General features: G+C 71.6%; 1 protein-coding gene and 1 pseudogene. Both read left to right on the top strand.

Features of this window, described 5'->3' with window-relative positions; all coding sequences use genetic code 11:
* Window positions 1-319, top strand: a pseudogene (locus tag AC5LUJ_RS12220) (hypothetical protein); the annotation flags it as partial.
* Window positions 316-1,147: CocE/NonD family hydrolase (locus AC5LUJ_RS12215; protein ID WP_493464958.1), on the top strand; the 832-nt coding region annotated here is incomplete at its 3' end. The pseudogene AC5LUJ_RS12220 and the gene AC5LUJ_RS12215, both read left to right, overlap by 4 nt.

Raw genomic sequence — 1,147 nt, 5'->3', positions numbered from 1 at the left:
TGGTCGTCGGCTCGCTGCTGCCGATGCGCCCGAGGAACTGCTGGCCCACTGGGCCTGGCTGGACCGGTCCGGCGAGATGCACCCCGAGGTCCCCTGGCCCGGACGGGGCGTGCTGGCCATGGTGGCGGGTCTGTTGCTGGCCGAGATCGAAGCCTGGTGGACGTCCGACCGGCTACCGGAGGTCGACGTCCAGGTGGAGGTCGCCGCACTGGGTTCGGTGGCGCGCCACCCGGTGCTGCCCCTGCCGGTGGTCTTCGACCCGGCCCGACCGGATGGCGGGTCCGCCCTCAGCGTTCCGGCCGCCGCGGTGCACGCATGAAGGCCACGGCCGCCGGTGCGTGGGTGAACCTGACGGTGGCAGGGGGTGATGGCACGCCGCTCGCGGTGGATGCCCATGTTCCGCCACGTGCCACCTGGCCGGTTCCGGTGATCGTCACGCGTACCGCCTACGGGCGCTCCGCCCACCTTGCCGAGGGGCAGGGCTGGACTGAGCGTGGATTCGGCTACGTGGTGCAGGATGTCCGGGGCCGGTACGACTCGGAGGGTACGTGGCGGCCGTACCGGGATGAGCGGGCCGACGGCGCCGCGCTGGTGGACTGGATCCTGTCCCAGCCCTGGAGCGACGGCAGGTTGGTGGCCTACGGCGGCTCGTACGCCGGATACACCGCCTGGGCGCTGGCGGTGGAGCGGCCCGACGCGGTGCGGGCGGTCGTGAGTCTTGGTCCGTCGATGGGTCTGCACCGTACGAAGTTCGAGCCCGGTGGCATTCTGCGCCTGGCTGAGCACGCGTACTGGTGGTTGGAACGCGCCGATGCCCGCACCAGCCGGGATGGTCTGGTCCGGCTGGTGCATGCGCGTCAGCCGGACGTTTTGGATCACCTGCCGGTGTGTGAGCTGCCGGAGCGGATGGGGACTGTCCTGCCGCATTGGGGTGACATTCTGCGGACTGGCACGGAGCCAGGGCCGGAGGCGTTCACCGACGGCGAGCTCGCGGCCGTCCGCGCCGCCGCGTTCCACGTGGGTGGCTGGTACGACCTGTTGATCTCCGAGACGTTGGAGCACTGGCGGCTCGTCGGTTCGGCGGTGACGCCCCGACCGCCGCGGCGTCTGCTCATCGGGGCATGGGGGCACGACCTCGCCTTCGCCA

This window comes from Protofrankia sp. CiP1_Cm_nod3 (assembly GCF_982290655.1).
The sequence above is the reverse complement of the archived record's forward strand: the minus strand, read 5'-3'. Positions and strand labels throughout refer to the sequence as shown.